Genomic DNA, 15,512 nt, shown 5'->3' with positions numbered 1-15,512 from the left:
GGACCGCCGGGCCCGGAGAAACTCATCGCTCCGGCCGAAGTTTTTTTGAAGTTCTTCGAACTCCCAGGTCAGGGACGTTCTTGACGATCAGTCGGGACGGTCAGGCGGTGACTGTCTCGGTTTCGTAGAAGCAGAAGTGGTCCTTGATCGCGGCGACTTCAGGCTTCGGGTCCGGGTAGGCCCAGACGAGGTCTGCGGCGCCCGGCAGCGACCAGTAGGAGGCATCTCCCTTGAACGGGCAGTGGGTTCGGGTGTCCGAAGTCGCCAGGAGGTCCGTACGGACGTCCTCGGGCGGCAGGTAGTAGCGGACCGGACATCCGGTCTCGCGCAGGACGAGCGGGCGCCGGCTCTCGGCGAGCACCTGTCCGTCGCGGACCACACGTACATGCTCGGTGCCGGGCTCGACCGTGATGCGGTGTCCTGGTGACGTAGTCATACGAAGGTCAGCCGTTTCGCGGGCCCGTTTCTTCCCCGGTCCCGGTCCTGCCTGGTGGCCGGGTGCAGGGGTGTGTCGGTGGTGGCCCTTACGGTTGCTCCATGAAGATCTGCGTATTTCTCTCCGCCGCCGACCTCGACGAGTGCTACACCCGGCCCGCCCGCGAATTCGCCGAGCTGCTCGGCAAGGGCGGACACACCCTGGTCTGGGGAGGCTCGGAGAGCGGGCTGATGAAGGTCGTCGCCGACGGGGTCCAGGAGTCGGGCGGGCGGCTGGTGGGGGTGTCGGTGGACTTCCTGGCGGCCAAGGCGCGGGCCAATGCGGACGAGATGGTGATCGCGCGCGATCTCGCCGAGCGCAAGGCGCTGCTCCTGGAGAAGGCCGACGCGGTCGTGATCATGGTGGGCGGGACCGGGACGCTCGACGAGGCGACCGAGATCCTGGAGCTGAAGAAGCACGGCAAGCACGACAAGCCGGTCGTGCTGCTCAACACGGCGGGCTTCTACGACGGGCTGCGCCAGCAGTTCCAGCGCATGGAGGACGAGGGCTTCCTGCCCCTCCCGCTCGCCGACCTGGTGTTCTTCGCCAAGGACGGCGTGGGCGCGCTGGCCCACCTGGAGGAGTGGTCCGGCCTGCAGTGACGGGGCGGCGGGGTGCGATCATGGGGCGCATGCCCACTCATGTCATCACCGGTGCCGGCTCCGGCATCGGAGCCGCCGTCACCCGCCGTCTGCTGGAGCGCGGTGACGAGGCCGTGCTGTTCGCCCGCGACGCGGGCCGCGCCAAGGAACTGGCCGCGCTCCACCCCGGCGCGCGCACGCTCGTCGGCGATCTCTCCAACCCGGACCGGCTGTCGTGGGCGCTCGCCCAGCAGGCGATGCCGGAGCGGGTCGACTCGCTGCTGCACATCGCGGGCGTGGTCGAGCTCGGCCGGGTCGGGGATCTCACACCCAAGGCATGGCACTTCCAGCTCAACGCCAACCTGGTCGCGCCCGCCGAGCTGACCCGGCTCTTCCTGCCGCTGCTGCGCGTCGCCCAGGGCCGCGTCCTCTTCGTGAACTCGGGCGCCGGCCTCGCCGCGCACGCCGAGTGGAGCGCGTACGCCGCGAGCAAGCACGGCTTGAAGGCCCTCGCCGACTCGCTGCGCCACGAGGAGCACGCCAACGGCGTCCGGGTCACCTCCGTCTACCCGGGGCGCACCGCCAGCCCCATGCAGGCCAAGGTCCACCAGCAGGAGGGCAAGGAGTACGACCCCTCCCGGTGGATCGACCCGGAGTCGGTGGCCACCACGATCCTGATGGCCATCGACCTGCCGCGCGACGCCGAGGTCAACGACCTCACGGTGCGCCCCGGACGCTGACCCTGCGGGCCGGGCGTGATCCGAACGAGAGGCCCTAGGCTTCCCGTGTGAGCGAGAAGAGCGAGTTCAGGGGTTGCCCGGCCACCGGGATCGGGTCCATGCCCGGGGGAGACGCACGGGAGGCGGCGAAGACCGTCACCGGTTCCTTCGCGGGCGGCGAGGGCCTGCCGTATCTGGCGGAACTGCCCGCCCGCGGGCCCGGCGCGGACATGATCGGGCGGACCATCGGCCTGCTCGTCGACCTGTACGGGCACGTCGAGCCCAGCGGCTGGCGGATCAGCGACCGGCCCGGACGGGACACCCGCCGGGCCAGGTCCTGGCTCGGTGAGGACCTGGACGCCCTGGAGGAGTTCACCCAGGGGTACGAGGGGCCGCTCAAGGTCCAGGCCGTCGGGCCCTGGACGCTGGCCGCCGCGCTGGAACGCCGGGGCGGCGAGGCCGCGCTCGGCGACCCGGGGGCCTGCCGTGACCTGGCGGGCTCACTGGTGGAGGGGCTGCGCGCCCACCTCGCCGAGGTGCGGCGCAGGGTGCCCGGCGCCGAAGTGATCCTCCAGCTCGACGAGCCGTCGCTGACCGCCGTACTGCGCGGGCGGGTCCGGACGGCAAGCGGCTACCGCACCTACCGGGCCGTGGACCGCCAGGTCGTCGAGGGCACCCTGCGCGATGTCCTGACGGCGGCCGGGGAATCGGCGACGGTCGTGCACACCTGCGCGCCCGAGGTGCCGTTCGCGCTGCTGCGCCGGGCCGGGGCCGACGCCATCTCGTTCGATTTCTCACTGCTCACCGAGCGTGAGGAGGAGGCGATCGGGGAAGCCGTCGAGGGCGGCACCCGGCTCTTCCTCGGAGTGGTGCCGGGCACCGACCCGGCCTCGGGCGGATTGTCGGACCCGGGCGGTAGCGTCATGGGTGTCAGGACGCTGTGGCGCAGGCTGGGGCTGAATCCGGGGACTCTGGCGGAGTCCGTGGTGATCACCCCGTCGTGCGGGCTCGCGGGTGCCTCGCCCGCGTACGCGCGCGCCGCGCTCGCCCACTGCGTCCGGGCCGCGAGATCGCTCGCAGACAACCCTGAGTAACGGGGCAACGGGTAACGGGAGGACGAGACGATGGCCGGCGAACAGCAGACGACGGTGCCCGCACAGGCCCAGGAGCAGCACATGCTCCTCGCCGAGCAGGTCGAGGAGCACCGCTTCCGGTACTACGTGAGCGATCAGCCGGTCGTCAGCGACGCCGAGTTCGACCGGCTGATGCGCGAGCTGGAGGTGCTGGAGGAGACGTACCCCCAGCTGCGCACCCCGGATTCGCCGACACAGAAGGTCGCGGGCCCGTACCGGACGGAATTCACCTCCGTCGAGCACCGGGAGCGGATGCTCTCGCTGGACAACGCCTTCGACGACCTGGAGCTGACCGCCTGGGGCGAGCGGATCGCCAAGGAGGTCGGCACCACCGAATACCACTTCCTGTGCGAGCCGAAGGTCGACGGACTGGCGGTCAACCTCACCTATGAGCACGGGCGGCTGACCCGGGCCGCCACCCGCGGCGACGGCCGCACCGGCGAGGACATCACCCCCAACGTCCGTACGATCGCCGAGATCCCGCACCGGCTGAAGGGCGACCGGATCCCGGCGCTGGTCGAGATCCGCGGTGAGGTCTTCTTCCCGATGGAGGCCTTCGAGGAGCTCAACGCCCGGCTCGTCGAGGCCGAGGACAAGCCGTTCGCCAACCCGCGCAACGCGGCGGCGGGTTCACTGCGCCAGAAGGACCCGAAGGTCACCGCCACCCGCCCGCTGCACATGGTGGTGCACGGCATCGGTGCCCGCGAGGGCTTCGACATCGACTGTCTGTCGCACGCCTACGAGCTGCTGCGCGAATGGGGTCTGCCCACCGCCAAGTACAACAAGGTGGTGGATTCCCTCGACGGGGTACGGGAGTTCATCAGGTACTTCGGCGAGAACCGGCACTCCGTGGAGCACGAGATCGACGGCGTCGTCGTCAAGCTCGACGAGATCCCGCTCCAGGGCCGGCTCGGCTCCACCTCGCGCGCCCCGCGCTGGGCGATCGCCTGGAAGTACGCCCCGGAGGAGGTCAACACCAAGCTGGTCAACATCCGGGTCGGCGTCGGCCGGACCGGCCGGGTCACGCCGTACGCGCAGGTCGAGCCGGTCGAAGTGGCGGGCTCCGAGGTGGAGTTCGCCACCCTGCACAACCAGAACGTGGTGAAGGCGAAGGGCGTCCTCATCGGGGACACGGTGGTGCTCCGCAAGGCGGGCGACGTGATCCCGGAGATCCTCGGCCCGGTCGTCGACCTCCGTGACGGCACCGAGCGGGCGTTCGTCATGCCCACCGAGTGCCCCGAGTGCGGTACGGAGCTGCGGCCCATGAAGGAAGCCGACATCGACGTCCGCTGTCCCAACGCCCTTTCCTGCCCTGCCCAGTTGCGGGAGCGCCTCGCCTATCTCGCGGGCCGCAAGTGCCTCGACATCGACCACTTCGGCTATGTCGCCGCCGCGGCCCTGACCAAGCCGCTGGAGCCCGCCGAGCCGCCGCTGCGCGACGAGGGCGATCTCTTCGGGCTGACCGTCGAGCAGCTGCTGCCGATCCGGGCCTACGTCCGGGACCAGGACAGCGGGCTGCCCAAGCGCGACCCGAAGACCGGCGAGGAGAAGACCGCCTGGGTCTTCGCCAACCAGCAGGGCGAGCCGAAGAAGAACGCCCTCGCCATGCTCGACGCCATCGCCGCGGCCAAGGAGGCACCGCTCGCCCGGATCCTCACCGGGCTCTCGATCCGCCATGTGGGCCCGGTCGCCGCCGCGGAGCTGGCCCGTCAGTTCCGTTCCATCGACCGGATCGACGAGGCCACCGAGAAGGAGCTGTCCGACGCCGACGGGGTCGGCCCCATCATCGCCGCGTCGGTGAAGCAGTGGTTCGCCGAGGACTGGCACCGGGAGATCCTGCGCAAGTGGCGGGAGGCCGGGGTCCGGATGGCCGACGAGGGGGCGGGGGAGGAGGAGGGGCCGCGCCCGCTCGATGGGCTCACCGTCGTCGTCACCGGCACGCTGGCCGGCCACACCAGGGATGGCGCGAAAGAGGCGCTCCAGAGCCGCGGGGCGAAGGTGACGGGTTCCGTTTCGAAGAAGACGTCCTTCGTGGTCGTCGGTGACAACCCCGGTTCGAAGTACGAAAAGGCCATGCAGCTGAAGGTGCCGGTGCTGGACGAGGACGGCTTCGCCGTGCTGCTCGATCAGGGTCCGGATGCGGCGCGCGAGGCGGCGGTGCCGGCCGAGGTACCGGCGGAATAGGGCGGATCCTGCCCGGGGCGGGGATCGGGCAAGGAACCGGGCGGGGTCCGGGGTGGGCATCCGGGCGGAGCGACGGGAGTGCGAAAAGGGGCGGGCGAACGGTGAGCAAGGGGGCGATAAAGGGTGTTGCGGGGCAGGTCGGGGCAAGGGTTTCGATGCGCCGGCCGATTCACCCGATCGGCGCATAGCAGATGCTGACGGACGGTCGGTCCGCATTCGGGCAAGAGCGTCAGAGCGCTGCCCGTAGAAGCCTTCCGCGGCCTACTGTTGAGACGTGCACCTGCCGTGTCCGGCCGCGGGGTGGGAAACCGGGTCGTCGCGGAGTGGCGCGAACCATCAGGTGACATCGGCACCGCCGGCTGTGAGAGGGACGGAATGAAACCGACCGAGAGCGCCGCACCGGTGTCGCGGCTGCAAGGTTTCGTCGGCCTCACGCCAAAAGTGGGTGCCGTTGCCATCGTGATCGCCGTTGTTCAGATCGCGACCGGTTTCTATCGGACCGTGAGCGAAGGACACGCGCTCTTTCCCGACGGCGAGGCCGGCTGGTCCCTCGCCGCACTGACCGGAATCATCGTCGGCCATCTCGTCGCGCTCGGCCGCGACCGCTGGTGGGGAGGGACCGGTTCCGGAGCCTCGCTCACCCTGGCCGTGCTGCTGCTCTACGGCTGGGTGCCCGCCGGGCTGGTCTCCCTGGTCGTCGTCGTCCTCGTCGGCGTCGCCCGCCGGCACCGCTGGTGGCAAGGGCTGCTGCACGGTGCGGTGGACATCCTCGGGATCGGCGCGGCGGCCCTGGTGCTCGCCGCGTTCGGCGAGGTGCACACCGTCGAATCACCATGGCAGCCACTCCACTGGGGCATCGACGCCGTCCCCGAGGTCCTGCTGGCCGCCTCCACCTACCTTCTGGTGACCCGGGTCCTGCTGTGGTACGTCCGGAGCCCCCAGGGCGGCGGACTGCCGACCGTCGCCCGCACCGCACTGCTGCGCCAGGGCCTCGTCGCGGTCGCCCTGCTCGGTATCGCGCCGCTGATCTGTGTCGTCGCGATGACCACCCCTCTGCTCCTGCCGCTCTTCGCCGTCCCGCTGATCGCCCTCGACTCCGCCCTCTGGATCGCCCGGGCCCGCGCGGAGGAGCAGCTGCGCGACCCGCTGACCGGACTGCCCAACCGGCAGTGGCTGCTGGAGCGCACCTGGACGGCCCTGGAGGACGCCGAATCCGCCGGTACCAGATCCGCTCTGGTCCTGATCGACCTCGACCGTTTCCGCGCGGTCAATGACACCCTCGGCCATCTGGCGGGGGACCGGCTGCTGTTGCAGATAGCGGAGCGTCTCCGGCTCGCGCTGCCCCGGGGAGCGGAGGCCGCGCGGCTCGGCGGCGACGAGTTCGCGGTGCTCCTCCCGGCCGCCGATTCCACCACCAGCGCCCAGCGGGTCGCCCGCCACCTGGTCGCCGAGCTGTCCTCCCCGCTCGATCTCGACGGACTGACCCTGGTGCTGGAGGCCAGCGCCGGAGTGTCCGTCTACCCGGACCACGCGCTGGACGCCGAGGGGCTGCTCAGGCGTGCGGACGTGGCGATGTACCAGGCCAAGCGGGACCGTACGGGCGTCGAGGTCTACGAGTCGAAGCGGGACAGCAACACCCCGGACCGGCTCGGGCTCCTGGGCGATCTGCGCCGCGCCCTGGACGCCGGCGAGGTCGAGCTCCACTACCAGCCGAAGGTCCGCTTCGACGGCCAGGTGGCCGGCCTCGAAGCCCTGGTGCGCTGGGTGCACCCGGAGCGCGGCAGGGTCCCCCCGGACGAGTTCATAGCCATCGCAGAGTCGTCCGGGCTCATGCCGCACCTCACGGAGTACGTCCTGGAGACGGCGCTGGCCCAGGTCGCCCGGTGGCGGGCGCAGGGCCTGTTCGTCCCCGTCGCGGTCAACGTCTCCCCGCGCGACGTCCACACTCCCGGGTTCGCGGGCGGCGTCGCGGCCCGGCTCGCCCGGCACGGCGTCCCGCCCGGGGCGCTGCAGCTGGAGATAACGGAACACGTGCTGCTGGAGGACCCGCAGCGCGCCGCCGACACACTCGCCGGACTGACCGGGCACGGCGTGAAGATGTCCCTCGACGACTTCGGTACGGGGTACTCCTCGCTCGTCCATCTGCGCCGGCTGCCGGTCAGCGAGCTGAAGATCGACCGCTCGTTCGTCGCCCGGCTGGCCGTGGACAACGAGGACGCGGAGATCGTCCGCTGCACGATCGACCTGGCCCACTCGCTCGGCCTGCTGGTCGTCGCGGAAGGCGTCGAGGACGACGAGACCTGGGAACGGCTGCGGGATCTGCGCTGCGACGCGGTGCAGGGCTGGCTGGTCGCCGCGGCGATGCCGCCGCAGGAGACCACGGCCTGGCTGCGGGCCCGCGGCGAGCACGGCTGGCGGCGGCCGGCCGAGCTGGCCGCAGCGGCAGCCGCCGCAGCGGCAGCGGCCGGTAAGCCACCGGAGCTGGAGCAGCGCCAGGCCGGCCGGACGGTCAATTCGCGGCCCGCGACGACCTGACCCCGCAGGGGCCACCGGCGGCACGTCCGGTGGCCCCCGCCTCCCCGGAGGCGGCGCGGGAGCCGGAAATCCTCGTCCGACCAGGGTGTTCCCCCGGGTGGCGGGAGTGGCGGCGGGCGACCCCATAGGATTGGGGGTCGGCGGCACATTTCCACCTGCCGCGCGACGCTCGGCACGCACACTCGCCGCGTTGCCGAATCGCCCACGTGGCTCCGTCACGAGGGCGCTCCGGCGCCTTGCGATCGCACGCACCGGACGCCGCGCGGCCCGTCCTTCGGACGGACGGTGGAAAAAGTGCCGCCGGCCCCGGCCAAAACCACACACCAACCCCTGAGGATCGCTGCATGCCTGGCATCACGCGCGAGGAGGTCGCCCACCTCGCCCGGCTGGCGCGTCTGGAGCTGAAGGGCGAAGAGCTCGATCACTTCGCCGGTCAGCTCGACGACATCATCGGCGCGGTCGCCCGCGTCTCCGAGGTCGCCGACCAAGACGTACCGCCGACCTCCCACCCGCTGCCGCTGACCAACGTCATGCGCGCGGACGAGGTCCGTCCGTCGCTCACCCCCGAGCAGGCGCTCTCCGGCGCCCCGGCCCAGGAGCAGCAGCGTTTCAAGGTGCCGCAGATCCTGGGGGAGGACTAACAGCCATGACGGACCACAGCACCATCATCAAGCTCACCGCCGCCGAGATCGCCGCGAGGATCGCCTCCGGCGAGCTCACGGCCGTCGAGGTCACCGAGGCCCACCTGGCCAGGATCGACGCGGTCGACGAGAAGGTCCACGCCTTCCTGCACGTCGACCGCGAGGGCGCGCTCGCGCAGGCCCGCGCCGTCGACGCCAAGAAGGCGGCCGGCGAGAAGCTCGGCCCGCTGGCCGGCGTCCCGCTCGCGCTGAAGGACATCTTCACCACGCAGGACATGCCGACCACCGTCGGCTCCAAGATCCTCGAAGGCTGGATCCCGCCGTACGACGCGACCCTCACCAGCAGGCTGAAGGCCGCCGACGTCGTCATCCTCGGCAAGACCAACATGGACGAGTTCGCCATGGGGTCCTCCACCGAGAACAGCGCCTACGGACCGACCGGCAACCCGTGGGACCTCACCCGCATCCCGGGCGGCTCCGGCGGCGGCTCCTCGGCCGCGCTCGCCTCGTACGAGGCCCCGCTCGCCATCGGCACGGACACCGGCGGCTCCATCCGCCAGCCCGCCGCCGTCACCGGCACCGTCGGCGTCAAGCCCACCTACGGCGGCGTCTCCCGCTACGGCATGGTGGCCTTCTCCAGCTCCCTGGACCAGGGCGGGCCCTGCGCCCGTACCGTCCTGGACGCGGCCCTGCTGCACGAGGTCATCGGCGGGCACGACCCGATGGACTCCACGTCCATCGACGCCCCGGTCCCGCCGGTCGTCGAGGCCGCCCGCAACGGCAGCGTCGAAGGCATGCGCGTCGGTGTCGTGAAGCAGTTCGCCGGTGAGGGCTACCAGGCCGGTGTCGTCCAGCGCTTCAACGAGTCGGTCGAGCTGCTGAAGTCGCTCGGCGCCACGATCGTCGAGCTGGACTGCCCGTCCTTCGACCTGGCCCTGTCGGCGTACTACCTGATCGCGCCGTCCGAGTGCTCCTCCAACCTGGCCCGCTTCGACGCGATGCGCTACGGGCTGCGCGTCGGCGACGACGGCACGAGGTCGGCCGAGGACGTCACCGCGCTCACCCGCGAGGCCGGCTTCGGCGACGAGGTCAAGCGCCGCGTCATCCTCGGTACGTACGCCCTCAGCTCCGGCTACTACGACGCGTACTACGGCTCGGCGCAGAAGGTCCGCACCCTCATCACGCAGGACTTCGAGAAGGCCTTCGAGCAGGTGGACGTCATCGTCTCCCCGACGACGCCCACCACCGCCTTCCCGATCGGCGAGCGCGCCGACGACCCGATGGCGATGTACCTCGCGGACCTGTGCACCATCCCGACCAACCTCGCGGGCAACTCCGCCATGTCGCTGCCCTGCGGCCTGGCGCCCGAGGACGGCCTGCCGGTCGGGCTGCAGATCATCGCCCCCGCCATGAAGGACGACCGTCTCTACAAGGTCGGCGCCGCCGTCGAGGCCGCCTTCGTGCAAAAGTGGGGTCACCCGCTGCTGGAGGAGGCTCCGTCGTTGTGAGCGCACTGACCAAGGCCAAGGGCTTCAAGAAGTCCAAGACCGGTACGTACCTGTCCATCGGCACCACCGCCTTCGGGGCCGTCAGCGTGCTCAAGCAGGCCAAGAAGGCACGCTATGAGCACGACACGCTCCGACTGATCGACGCCGTCGTCTCCGCCGCCGCCATCGCCACGGGTGTCGCCCTGCTGCTGCGCGAACTCAAGCGCCTCGGCGACGACGACGTACTGCTGGGCTGAGAGGGAAGTTTCACCGTGACTGTCACCGACCTGGTGTCGTACGAGGACGCGCTCGCGTCCTACGACCCCGTCATGGGCCTGGAGGTCCATGTCGAGCTCGGCACCAAGACCAAGATGTTCTGCGGCTGCTCCACCGAGCTCAAGCAGGACGCCAACTCCCAGACCTGCCCGGTCTGCCTCGGCCTGCCCGGCGCCCTGCCGGTCGTCAACGAGATCGGCGTCGAGTCCGCCATCAAGATCGGCCTCGCGCTGAACTGCGAGATCGCCGAGTGGTGCCGCTTCGCCCGGAAGAACTACTTCTATCCGGACATGCCGAAGAACTTCCAGACCTCCCAGTACGACGAGCCGATCGCCTACAACGGCTATCTGGACGTCCAGCTGGAGGACGGGGAGATCTTCCGGGTGCAGATCGAGCGCGCCCACATGGAGGAGGACACCGGCAAGTCGACCCACGTCGGCGGAGCCACCGGCCGTATCCACGGCGCGTCCCACTCCCTGCTCGACTACAACCGGGCCGGCATCCCGCTCATCGAGATCGTCACCAAGCCGATCGAGGGCGCGGGCGCCCGCGCCCCCGAGGTCGCCAAGGCGTACGTCGCCGAGCTCCGCGAGCTCATCAAGGCGCTCGGCGTCTCGGAGGCCCGCATGGAGATGGGCCAGATGCGCTGCGACGTCAACCTGTCGCTGCGCCCCAACGGCACCGAGACCTTCGGTACGCGCTCCGAGACGAAGAACGTGAACTCGCTGCGTTCCGTCGAGCGTGCCGCCCGTTTCGAGATCCAGCGCCACGCGGCCGTGCTGAACTCCGGCGGCACGATCGTGCAGGAGACCCGGCACTTCCACGAGGAGGACGGCTCCACCACGGCCGGCCGCATCAAGGACAACGCCGAGGACTACCGCTACTTCCCCGAGCCGGACCTGGTGCCGGTCGCCCCGGCCCGCGAGTGGGTCGAGGAGCTGCGCAAGGGCCTGCCCGAGCTGCCGCGGCTGCGCCGGGCGCGGCTCAAGGAGGAGTGGGGTGCCTCCGAGCACGACATGCAGTCCATCCTCAACGCGGGCGCGGTCGACCTGATCGTCGCCACGACCGACGCGGGCGCCCCCTCGGACCAGGCCCGCAAGTGGTGGATGGGCGAGCTGGCCCGTAACGCCAACGAGACCGGCCGCGGCCTCGACGAGCTGCCGATCACCCCGGTGCAGGTCGCCAGGGTGGCCGAGCTCGTCACCTCGGGCGACCTCAACGACAAGCTGGCCCGCCAGGTCATCGAGGGCGTCCTCGCGGGCGAGGGCGACCCGGACACCGTCGTCGAGAAGCGCGGACTGAAGGTCGTCTCCGACGAGGGCGCGCTGTCCACGGCCGTCGACGAGGCCATCGCGGCCAACGCGGCCATCGCGGACAAGATCCGCGGCGGCAAGGTCGCGGCGGCGGGCGCGCTCGTCGGCGCGGTCATGAAGGCCACCCGCGGCCAGGCGGACGCGGCCCGGGTCCGTGAGCTGATCCTGGAGAAGCTCGGCGTCGAGGGCTGACCCCTAGGAGCCCGGCCGTCCCGTACGGCCGGGCGCTTCCCGTACGTCCGACAAGGGGCGGCGCATCCGTGAGCCGGGTGCGCCGCCCCTTGGACTTCCCGCACGACCTCTTGGACGTTCACCGCCGAGCCGTCCGGAGTCCTTCCGCGCGCCACCCGGCTTGATTAGCTTCCCGGCTGTACGACCGGACTCGGGAGGCTCACTTGACCACGGACATTTCACGGCGACGGCTCTTCGCGCTGGGCGGCGGTGCGCTCGGCGCCGCGGCGGCGGGGTCGCTGCTGCCGCCGTCGCTGCAGGCCGCGATCGCCGCGCAGCCGGCACACTCGGCGGGGTCCGGCGGCCGGGACGGGCTCGGCGCCATCAAGCACGTGGTGATCCTGATGCAGGAGAACCGTTCCTTCGACCACTACTTCGGGACGCTCCGGGGCGTACGCGGATTCGGTGACCGCAACGCCGTCGAGCTGCCCTCGGGCAAGCCGGTCTTCGAGCAGCCCGCGGCGCTCGGCACCTCCGTGCTGCCCTTCCCGGTGCGTGACGCCGCCGAGACGCAGAAGAAGGACCTCCAGTACATCGGCGCGCTCGACCACTCCTGGAGCGGTGGCGGCAAGGCGTGGGCCGGCGGGTGGATGAACGGCTGGGTGAGCGCGAAGACGGCCGCCACCATGGCGTACTACGACCGCCGCGACATCCCGCTGCACTACGAACTGGCCGACACCTTCACGGTCTGCGACGCCTACCACTCCTCCATCCACACCTCGACCAGCCCCAACCGCAACCACCTGTGGAGCGGGAAGACGGGCAACGAGCCGAACGGCAAGCGGGCCGTCGGCAACGACGCGTACAACGAGGGCACCCACCCCGGCTACGACTGGGGCACGTACGCGGAGCGGCTGGAGAAGGCCGGGCGCAGCTGGCGCACGTACACCGAGTGGGAGAACTTCACCGACAACCAGATCGAGTTCTTCGCCACCTTCAAGGCGGTGGCCCGCAAGGCGCTGTCGAAGACCGGCGGGCACACCTTCATGGAGTCGTTCTACTCCGCGGTGCGGGACGCGGACGCCACGGAGCGCGAGCGGCTGTTCGGCCTGCTGGAAGAGGGCGTCGCCACCCTCGACAAGACCGAACGCAGCCTGTTCGAGCGGGCGTTGCGCCGGGTGGAGACCGGAACGCTGGCCGACGAGTTCGCCAAGGACGTGGCGGCGGGCACCCTTCCGGAGATCTCCTACCTGGTGCCCTCGGCGGTCGACTCCGAGCACCCGAGCGTCTCCTCGCCGATCCACAGCGCGACGATCGTCTACAAGGTCCTGGACGCGCTGGGCAAGCACCCCGATGTGTGGCGGCACACCGCGGTCTTCATCAACTACGACGAGAACGACGGCTTCTTCGACCACGTGCCGCCGCCCGTCGCCTCGCCCGAGGTGACCGAGGAGCAGTGGGAGGGCAAGCCCACCGGTCTCGGCATGCGGGTGCCGATGCTCGTGGTGTCGCCGTGGACCATCGGCGGCTACGTCTGCTCCGAGGTCTTCGACCACACCTCCGTGGTCCGCTTCCTGGAGCGCTGGACCGGGGTGGAGGAACCGAACATCAGCGACTGGCGGCGCACCGTCACCGGCGACCTGACCTCGGCCTTCGACTTCTCGCGCGCACGCCGACGGCCCGAGGTGGAACAGCCGGGCGCCATCCCGCCGTTCAGCGGCCGCTGGTCGCCGAAGCCGCCGGCCGTGCAGCAGATGCCGGTGCAGGAGCCCGGCGCACGCCCGGCCCGCGCGCTGCCGTACCAGCCGGACGCGCAGGCGAAGGTGGTGAACGGAGAGGTGCGGGTGGCACTCAGCAACACGGGGCGCTCCTCGGCGCACTTCGCGCTGTATCCGTACGCCGGTGAGTTCCCCGTACCGCAGCACCGGGACGTGAAGGGCACTGCGCAGTGGACGGTGCCGGTCACCGGCGCGGCCTACCGGTTCACGGTGACGGGGCCGAACGGCTTCCGCCGCGAGTTCGCCGGACCCGTGAAGGACGGCGCCGCGGCCGGGGCCGAGGTGGCGTCGCGGGTCGACGCCCATGAGCGCGACCTGCATCTCACGCTGCGCAACACGGGCCGGACGACGCTCACCTTCACGGTGCGGCCGCTGGGCTATGTCGACGAGGCGGACCTGCGGGACTGGACCCGGACCGTCAAGGTCAAGCCGGGACGCAGCCGCACGGTGGTGCACTCGGCGGCCGACGCGCACGGCTGGTACGACCTGGACGTCACCGTCGACGGGGACGACGCGTTCCGGCGCCGGCTGATGGGTCACATCGAGAACGGCCGGGCGAGCGTCTCGGGCTGACCCGCACGGGAGTCCGGCGCCCACCGGAACCACCGCGGCGCGGCCTGCGTTTCCTTGATCATGACCGAACTGATCGAGAAATGGGCCGGAGTCACGGCGGGCGCCGCTCCCGAGGAGGCGGACCCCGTCGTCCTGGAGTGCGCCCGCCTGCTCGCCGCCGAACCGGACGGCGAGCAGGCGGTCCTGCTGACCTTCGGGCTGGTGAACATGGCGCCGTACGTCCTCGGGCGACGCGGCGCCGACGTCGAGCGGGCCGTGGTGGACGCGCTCGGCGCCGCCGCCGAAGCCATGGACGAGCAGTGTCTTCAGGCTGGCGGGTGCGGGCACGCGGCCCACCCGTACACCGAGAGCCTGGAGGAGTGGGACACGGACGCGGACGGGCTGCTCGACGCGCCGGACGCCGAGATTCCGCTCGCCGAGTGGGACGGGGCCGAGGCCTGCCCCCGCAATGCCGCCGGATGGGCGCGGACAGCCGCCGATGTGATCCTGCCGGGCAGCACGGGCGGCATCCCCGAGATCATCCCCGAAAGCCACCGGAGGAACATCCGCAGCCTGGGCAGTGTGCTCAACGACTATCCGAACGGTGATCCGTTCTGGGACCTGGAGATCCACGCCGTACCACCCGGCGGTCTCTCCCGGGCCGCTCTCGCCGGCTATGTCGTCGTCGCCCATGCGAACTGCTGGTACGCGGCGTCGGGCCGGATCAGACAGCGGTCGCTGCTCGACGACATGATCGAGGGCCTGGAGTCCGTACTGCCGCTGCTGCCGGACGAGGCCTGCGCGCACGGGGTCGGCGAGCACCCGGCACTGCGATCCGGCAGCGACGAGCAGGCCTCCGAGGGCATCCACCTGCAGAGCCCCGGCGGCCGGACCGTCCTGCGCGAGGAACACGAGGACGGATACGGCGCCTCGCTGGAGGCATGGACGTGCACCACCTTTCTGCGCGCCCTCGCCGTCGAGGCCCGCGACCATCTGCGCGAAGCGGTCGACGCACTCTTCGGCACCCGGGAGACGGCACATCTGGACCCGGTGTATCTGCGCCCCGACGGCCGGCTCGACATCAGTCAGCTGAGCGAGCGGCATGTCCCGTTCAAGAACGAGACGGCCTCCGAGGAGGCGGCGCTCTGGGCGGCCCGGCGGTACGAGCGGCTCGGCCCGGACGGCCCCGCGCTCGACCGGACCGTCCTGCTGCTCCTGATGGCCACGGCGGCCGATTCCCTGGAGCTGTCGTACGGAATCGCCCGCGAGATCCTCGGCATCCTCCGTACCACTGCCGCCACCCTGCCCGGCGGCGCATGCGACCACGCGGACGGCCATGCGCCCGGCCATGAGCGCACGTCCGACCGCGTGGCACGCATCGCGCACCTCTACGCCCCCGACGCAGGCCCCGCCCCTGGCCCGGACTCGGGCCAGGGCTTCAGGAGCGAGGTATTGACCTGCCCCGTCCATCTGGCGGAGGTCGTGGCGAAGGGCATCGCGGAGATCGAGGAGCAGTTCGAGGAAGAACTGGAGGCGGAGGAGGAACGACTGGCCGAGTGAGGTGGCCGGAGGTCATTGCGGCGCGGGCCACAGTCATTCCTGCGGCCATTGTGAGTAAGGCCACGAAAGAGACAAAGGATCACTTTCGGCTGCCAGAGTGACGGTTC

12 protein-coding genes are annotated in these 15,512 nt (G+C 70.9%); 11 read left to right on the top strand and 1 reads right to left on the bottom strand.

What is annotated here, in order from left to right:
- Positions 1–100: 100 nt before the first annotated feature.
- Positions 101–436 carry a DUF427 domain-containing protein gene (locus tag OHA19_RS12375; RefSeq protein WP_405716747.1) on the bottom strand — a complete coding sequence of 112 codons (336 nt, stop codon included), beginning with the start codon at positions 434–436 and terminating at the stop codon, positions 101–103.
- A 101-nt stretch (positions 437–537) separates the two neighbouring features.
- Between OHA19_RS12375 and OHA19_RS12370 the strand changes: the two genes are divergently transcribed.
- From OHA19_RS12370 to OHA19_RS12320, 11 genes are all read left to right on the top strand, one after another.
- A complete protein-coding gene (locus OHA19_RS12370) occupies positions 538–1,077 on the top strand; it encodes a TIGR00730 family Rossman fold protein (protein WP_405716748.1) in 540 nt (179 codons plus the stop codon).
- A 29-nt stretch (positions 1,078–1,106) separates the two neighbouring features.
- Positions 1,107–1,796 carry an SDR family oxidoreductase gene (locus tag OHA19_RS12365; protein ID WP_405716749.1) on the top strand — a complete coding sequence of 230 codons (690 nt, stop codon included), beginning with the start codon at positions 1,107–1,109 and terminating at the stop codon, positions 1,794–1,796.
- 47 nt (positions 1,797–1,843) lie between these two features.
- Positions 1,844–2,869, top strand: a complete 1,026-nt coding sequence (locus OHA19_RS12360) for a methionine synthase (protein WP_405716750.1) — start codon at positions 1,844–1,846, stop codon at positions 2,867–2,869.
- A 30-nt stretch (positions 2,870–2,899) separates the two neighbouring features.
- Entirely contained in the window at positions 2,900–5,092 is a 2,193-nt protein-coding gene (ligA, locus tag OHA19_RS12355; RefSeq protein ID WP_405716751.1) for an NAD-dependent DNA ligase LigA, read from the top strand.
- A 375-nt stretch (positions 5,093–5,467) separates the two neighbouring features.
- Positions 5,468–7,627, top strand: coding sequence for a putative bifunctional diguanylate cyclase/phosphodiesterase (locus OHA19_RS12350; RefSeq protein WP_405750219.1), 2,160 nt, complete (start codon positions 5,468–5,470; stop codon positions 7,625–7,627).
- 344 nt (positions 7,628–7,971) lie between these two features.
- The gene (gene gatC, locus OHA19_RS12345; RefSeq protein ID WP_015036350.1) at positions 7,972–8,268 is read left to right on the top strand and encodes an Asp-tRNA(Asn)/Glu-tRNA(Gln) amidotransferase subunit GatC; all 297 of its coding nucleotides are present in this window, start codon (positions 7,972–7,974) and stop codon (positions 8,266–8,268) included.
- A 5-nt stretch (positions 8,269–8,273) separates the two neighbouring features.
- Complete coding sequence (gatA, locus tag OHA19_RS12340) at positions 8,274–9,776, top strand: Asp-tRNA(Asn)/Glu-tRNA(Gln) amidotransferase subunit GatA (protein WP_405716753.1); 1,503 nt, start codon at positions 8,274–8,276, stop codon at positions 9,774–9,776.
- Positions 9,773–10,012 carry a hypothetical protein gene (locus tag OHA19_RS12335; RefSeq protein WP_124716236.1) on the top strand — a complete coding sequence of 80 codons (240 nt, stop codon included), beginning with the start codon at positions 9,773–9,775 and terminating at the stop codon, positions 10,010–10,012. The genes gatA and OHA19_RS12335 overlap by 4 nt, the downstream gene beginning before the upstream one ends.
- A gap of 15 nt (positions 10,013–10,027) precedes the next feature.
- On the top strand, positions 10,028–11,536 hold the full coding sequence (gene gatB, locus OHA19_RS12330; RefSeq protein ID WP_405716754.1) for an Asp-tRNA(Asn)/Glu-tRNA(Gln) amidotransferase subunit GatB: 1,509 nt from the start codon (positions 10,028–10,030) through the stop codon (positions 11,534–11,536).
- A gap of 203 nt (positions 11,537–11,739) precedes the next feature.
- A complete protein-coding gene (locus OHA19_RS12325; RefSeq protein ID WP_405750217.1) occupies positions 11,740–13,866 on the top strand; it encodes a phosphocholine-specific phospholipase C in 2,127 nt (708 codons plus the stop codon).
- A gap of 60 nt (positions 13,867–13,926) precedes the next feature.
- Positions 13,927–15,405, top strand: coding sequence for a hypothetical protein (locus OHA19_RS12320; protein ID WP_405750215.1), 1,479 nt, complete (start codon positions 13,927–13,929; stop codon positions 15,403–15,405).
- Positions 15,406–15,512 lie beyond the last annotated feature (107 nt).

Source organism: Streptomyces sp. NBC_00012 (assembly GCF_045040875.1).
Taxonomy (GTDB): Bacteria; Actinomycetota; Actinomycetes; order Streptomycetales; family Streptomycetaceae; genus Streptomyces.
This window is presented reverse-complemented; position numbering and strand designations above follow the sequence as displayed.

Coding starts and splice junctions, on each gene's coding strand:
- OHA19_RS12350 (WP_405750219.1), top strand. CDS start 5,468: ATGAAACCGACCGAGAGCGCCGCACCGGTGTCGCGGCTGCAAGGTTTC.
- OHA19_RS12375 (WP_405716747.1), bottom strand. CDS start 436: ATGACTACGTCACCAGGACACCGCATCACGGTCGAGCCCGGCACCGAG.
- OHA19_RS12320 (WP_405750215.1), top strand. CDS start 13,927: ATGACCGAACTGATCGAGAAATGGGCCGGAGTCACGGCGGGCGCCGCT.
- OHA19_RS12365 (WP_405716749.1), top strand. CDS start 1,107: ATGCCCACTCATGTCATCACCGGTGCCGGCTCCGGCATCGGAGCCGCC.
- gatC (WP_015036350.1), top strand. CDS start 7,972: ATGCCTGGCATCACGCGCGAGGAGGTCGCCCACCTCGCCCGGCTGGCG.
- ligA (WP_405716751.1), top strand. CDS start 2,900: ATGGCCGGCGAACAGCAGACGACGGTGCCCGCACAGGCCCAGGAGCAG.
- gatA (WP_405716753.1), top strand. CDS start 8,274: ATGACGGACCACAGCACCATCATCAAGCTCACCGCCGCCGAGATCGCC.
- OHA19_RS12370 (WP_405716748.1), top strand. CDS start 538: ATGAAGATCTGCGTATTTCTCTCCGCCGCCGACCTCGACGAGTGCTAC.